The 5,912-nt window shown below is 67.2% G+C and carries 1 protein-coding gene; it reads right to left on the bottom strand.

Features of this window, described 5'->3' with window-relative positions; all coding sequences use genetic code 11:
* Nucleotides 1-5,912, bottom strand: a 5,912-nt coding sequence (locus VFZ66_29065; GenBank protein ID HEX6293266.1) for an amino acid adenylation domain-containing protein, incomplete at both ends; no start/stop codon positions are given.

The following is a 5,912-nucleotide window of genomic DNA, read 5'->3' as shown; positions in this document are numbered from 1 at the left end:
GCACCGCCACGCTGGCGCCCCGTCCGCTCCAGACCGGCGGACGCGGGGAGTCGGTCGGCAAGTCCAGCGCCGCGACGCCGCGCAACTGCCGCCGCCAGTAGCCAAGCTGCTGCTCCAGGATGCCGCCCTGTAACCACTGCCGCTGCCAGACGGCGTAGTCGGCGTACTGGATCGGCAGCTCGGGCAGCGCCACGGGCTGATCGGCGACGAAGGCCGTGTAGCAGGCGGCGAGTTCGCGCAGCAGAATGCTCTCGGACCAGCCATCGGAGATGCTGTGGTGGAAGACCAGCACGAGGGTATGGTCGGCGGGAGTGGTCTGGAAGAGCGTGGCGCGCAGCAGCGGCCCCTGGCGCAAATCAAAGGGACGCTCGGCCTCGGCGCGCACCAGCGCCAGCAGCACGTCGGACGGGGCCATGCCGGCGAGCGCCGGCACGCCGATCAGCGGCAGCGCGATATCGTGTGCCTCGGCGATGACCTGCACGGGCTGCTCCGCTGCGCCCGCCACAAAGGTGGTGCGCAGCACCTCGTGCCGCGCGACGAGGGTGGTCAGGCTGTGCTGGAGCGCGGCGCGATCGAGCGGTCCCCGGAGGCGCAGGAGCAGCGGGAGGTTGTGGGCACTGCTGCCGGGCGTGAGCTGGTCGAGGAACCAGAGGCGCTGCTGAGCAAACGAGAGCGGCAGGGGCGTGCCATCGCGGGGCGTGGGCGTGAGGGGCAGCGCGGCGGTCGCCTGCTGCCCGCCGAGACGCGCGGCAAACGCGGCGACGGTCGGCGCTTCAAAGAGCAGCCGCAGCGGCACGTCGCGGCCCGTTCGCTCGCTCAGCCGGGTAGCAATCTGCGTCGCCAGGAGTGAGTGCCCGCCCAGCGCGAAGAAGTTATCATGCGCCCCGATCGGACTGATGCCCAGCACCTCCGTCCAAACAGCGGCGATCAGCGCTTCGGTGACGGTGCGCGGCGCGACAAAGCCCTCTTGCTCGACCGCATCCGAGCGATCCGGCGCCGGGAGCGCGCGGCGATCGACTTTGCCGTTGGGGGTGAGCGGCAGCGCGTCGAGCACCACAAAGGCGCTCGGCACCATGTAGTCGGGCAGACGCTGCCCCAGGAACGCGCGGAGGTCCTGCGGAGAACAAAGAGGCCCGGACGATTCTCCGAACAAAGAACCTGGGTGCTCCGAATCCGCTGCCTTGTTCCGCCGTTCTACGACGTAGGCGACCAGCCGTTTCTGCGCGTGCCCGCCTGCGGGCGACATATCCTCGCGCAGCAGCACGAGGGCCTCGCGCACGGCCTCATGCTGGCGCAGCACGGCCTCGATCTCGCCTAGCTCGACGCGGAAGCCGCGCAGCTTGATCTGGTGGTCGATCCGCCCGACGAACTCGATCGCGCCGTCCTCACGGTAGCGCGCCAGGTCGCCCGTGCGGTAGAGCCGCCCGCCGGGTGTGGTGCCAAGCGGATCAGGCACGAATTTCTCCGCCGTCACGTCGGGCCGGTTGTGGTAGCCGCGCGCCAGGCCAGCGCCGCCGATGTAGAGCTCACCCGGCTCGCCCGGAGGCACGATCTGAAGCTGCCGATCGAGCAGATAGATCTGCGTGTTGGCGATCGGCATGCCGATCGGCACCGTGGACGCATCCGCTGGCACGGCGCTGACCAGATGCCAGGATGCGAAGGTTGTGCTTTCGGTGGGGCCGTACACATGCAGCAGGCGCTCGGGCGCGCCATGCTGGAGCACCTCGCGCACGCGCTGCGGATCGCACGCCTCGCCGCCGAAGAGCAGATGCCGCAGGGATTGAAACGCATCCGGCAGCAGGCTGGACACCTGATTGAACCAGGCGGTGGTCATAAAGGCCGTGGTAATCTGCTCCGCACGAAGCAGGGCGGCAAACTGATCGGGAGCCAGCGCTGTCTCCCTGGCAACGCCAACCACCCGCGCGCCGTTCAGCAGCGCTCCCCAGATCTCGAAGGTTGCGGCGTCGAATGCGGTATTGGATGCCTGCGCAACCCGATCGCTCGATGTCAGTTGGGCATAGTCCGTCTTGCAGACCAGGCGGGTGATCCCGCGATGGGAAATGCCGACGCCCTTGGGCGTGCCCGTGGAGCCAGAGGTGTACATCACATACGCCAGGTTGTCGGCGGTGGCAGCGCTGGGCGGCGCGATCTCCGGCTGCTGCGCCACAATCGGCCACTCCGAGTCGAGGCACAGCGTCCGCCCGGCGTGCGCGGGCAGCATCGAACGAAAGCGCTCTGCGGTGAGCACGACCGGCGTTTGCGTGTCCTGAAGCATAAAGCTCAGCCGCTCGGCGGGATAGCTCGGATCGAGGGGCACGTACGCGCCGCCCGCTTTGAGAATCGCGAGCAATCCGATAACCAAATTGATCGAGCGATCGAGGCAGATACCAACCAGGACCTCAGGGCCGACGCCTAAGGTCTGGAGATAGCGGGCAAGCTGGTTGGCGCGGGCGTTCAACGCGGCATAGGTCAGACGCTCGTCGCCATAGGCCAGCGCAATCGCCTCTGGAGTCCGATCGGCCTGGACGCTGAAGAGATCGTGGACGCAGCGCTCGTGGGGATCGTCCGTCGCGGCGGCACGCGCTGCCGGCAATGCACGATCGGGCTGCGGTCGATCGGCTGCGAGCGTGCTGATAACCCGCTCGGAGTCTCGCTCGTCGATCGGCTCGTCGCCAAGGTGCGCGGCAAACGCGGCGACGGTCGGCGCTTCAAAGAGCAGCCGCAGCGGCACCTCCTGCCCGATGAGCTGCTGCACGCGGGTGATCACCTGCGTAGCGAGCAGCGAGTGGCCGCCGAGCGCAAAGAAGTTGTCATGGACGCCCACGCGCTCCACGCCGAGCACCGCCGACCACACGCTGGCGATCTGCTCCTCCAGCGCCGTGCGCGGCGGCACAAAAGCGGCCTCCGACGCGGCCTGAGACAGCTCCGGCGCGGGCAGCGCCTTGCGATCGATCTTCCCCATCGGTGTCAGCGGCAGCGCATCCAGCACGACGAACGCGCTCGGCACCATGTAGTCGGGGAGGCGCTGCCCCAGGAACTCGCGGAGCTGCTGAGGAGAACCGAGAACAGGGGATAAAGAACCAGATTCTATGGCCGTGCTGTTCTCTGTGCCTGGTTCCTGGTTTGGTACAACATATGCTACCAGCCGAGGATCGCCCGCGTGGTTGTCGCGCACTACCACTGCCTCGCGCACGGCAGGATGCTGCGTCAGCAGCGCCTCGATCTCGCCCAGCTCGATGCGGAAGCCGCGAATCTTCACCTGCTGATCGATCCGGCCCAGAAACTCCACCGTCCCATCGGCTCGCCAGCGGACCAGATCGCCCGTCCGATACCAGCGGGTCCCGTCCAGCTCGATATACTTCTCCGCCGTTAGATCCGGTCGATCGAGGTAGCCGCGCGTCACACCTACGCCGCCGATATACAGCTCTCCGGCCACTCCCACAGGCACCAGTTGCCTGTGGGCATCGTAGAGCCGCACCTGATAGTTGGGCAGCGGCTGTCCGATCGGATAGCCCATCACCGCGACATCGCGCGGCACCGGGTAGTGCATGCAGATGATCGTCGCCTCGGTGGGGCCGTACAGCACGGTGATCCGCGCGCGTGGAAACACCACCGCGAGCGCCGCGAGCAGATCAGGCGGCACCGCCTCGCCGCCAACAAACACCCGGCGGATCTGCGGGTAGGGCGCGACTGTATGCTGCACAATCTGTCGCAGCAGCGTCGGCACGGCGTGCAACGCGGTACAGTGCCGCAGCGTCAGATCAAGCTGCCGCAGGTTCAGGATCTCCTCGCGGCGCACGATCACCGAGGTGCCACCCGCAAACAGCGGCGAGAACAGCTCGAATACGGCAATATCGAAGGCGACCGACGCCAGCCAGGGCAGCACATCCGTGGGGGCAAAGCCAAAGGTCCGCTGATTGCCCCACAGCGTGTTCACCACCTGCCGATGCTCCACCAGCACACCCTTCGGTCGCCCGGTCGAGCCGGAGGTGTAGATCACGTACGCCAGATGATCGGGCCGCACGTCCGTCTGCGGGTTCGTCTGTGGCTGCCCGGCGATCGTCGCGGCATCGGCATCCAGCCGGACCATGATCCCCGCGTAGGCGGGCAGCGTCGCGCTGAGCGTCGCCTGTGTCACCAGCACGCCCAGCCGGGCATCCTGCGCCATGAACGCGAGCCGCTCGTGGGGATAGCCGGGATCGAGCGGCACGTACGCGCCGCCCGCCTTGAGAATGCCCAGCACGCCCACGACCAGCTCCGGCGACCGCTCCACGTAAAGCCCGACCCGCGTCTCCGGGCCGACTCCCAGATCCCTGAGATGATGCGCGAGCTGGTTCGCCCGCGCGTTCAGCTCGGCATAGGTCAGCGCCGCGTCGCCACAGACCAGGGCAGCCGCCTCGGGCGTGCGCGCCGCCTGGGCCTCCACCAGATGATGCAGGCATTGATCCTCAGGATACGGCAGCGCCATGCTGTTCCAGTCGATCAGCAGGTGCCGCCGCTCGGCCTCGGTCAGCAGCGGCAGCGTGACGATCGGCTGCCGGGGATCGGCCACCACCGCCGCCAGCAGCACCGCGTAGTGCCCGATCAGCCGCTCGATCGTCGCCGCCTCGAACAGATCGGTGCGATAGCCAAGCTGCCCTCGCAGCCCATCGGGCGACTCAGACAGCGTCAGGCTCAGGTCAAACTGGCTGGTATGTCGCTCCGTACCGATCGGCTCGAAGATAAGCTCAGGCAGCTCGATCGCGCGACGCGGCAGGTTTTGGAGGGCAAACATCACCTGAAACAGCGGCGAGCGGCTCAGGTCGCGCGTAGGCTGCACGTGCTCTACCAGCATCTCGAAGGGCAGATCTTGATGGGCGAAGGCACCCAGGCAGACGCGGCGCACCCGCTCGACGACCTCCGCGAAGCTCGGCTGACCGCTGAGATCGGTGCGCAGCACCAGCGTATTGACAAAAAAGCCGATCAGGGTTTCTAGCTCAGGCCGGACCCGCCCGGCGATTGGCGTGCCTACCGGGATGTCGGTCTGGCCGCTGTAGCGCGCGAGCAACGTCTGCCACGCCGCCAGCAGCGTCATAAACAGCGTGCTATCCAGATCCTGGCTGAGCCGGTGCAGCGCCGACGCAAGAACAGCGGGGATCTGAAAGCTGGTATGCGCGCCGCGATCCGACGACATTGCGGGACGCTGGTAATCGGTGGGCAGATCAAGCGACGCAACATCGGCTAACTGCGCCCGCCAGTAGCTCAACTGCTGATCGAGCACATCACCCTGTAGCCACGCGCGCTGCCAGTGCGCGAAGTCGGCGTACTGGATCGGCAGCGCCGGTAGTGTCACCGGCTGATCTTGCACAAAGCCCGGATACAATTCGCCGAGCTCGCGCAGCAGCACGCCTTGCGACCAGCCATCGAAGACGCTGTGGTGAATCACCAGCACCAGGATATGATCGCGCGGATCGTGCCGGAAGAGCGCTGCCCGCCATAACGGCCCGCGCTGGAGGTCGAAGGGCTGCCGGACGATCTCCGCAATCACGGCAGGCACCGTGTCGTCGCCCACATCCTCGGCGAGCGGCAGCACCGGCAGCGCCACCGGGCTGGGCGGTGCGATCTGCTGAAAAGGCTGCGCGGCTACCGCGTCGTATCCAAAGCTTGTACGCAACACCTCATGGCGCTCAACGATCGCGCCGAGACTACGCTCCAGAGCGGCATGATCCAGCCTGCCGCGCAGCCGAACGACACACGGGATCGAATGGAGCGTACCGCCGGGCTGCAACTGATCGAGGAACCAGAGCCGCTGCTGCGCGAAGGAGAGCGGCAGCGCTCCCTCGTCGCGGGCAACAGGCCGCAAGGGAACGTCCGACTCGGCAGCATGCGCGCCGATCTGCGCCGTAAACGCGGCAATCGTCGGCGCTTCAAAG

Source organism: Herpetosiphonaceae bacterium, assembly GCA_036374795.1.
Classification (GTDB): domain Bacteria; phylum Chloroflexota; class Chloroflexia; order Chloroflexales; family Kallotenuaceae; genus LB3-1.
This window is presented reverse-complemented; position numbering and strand designations above follow the sequence as displayed.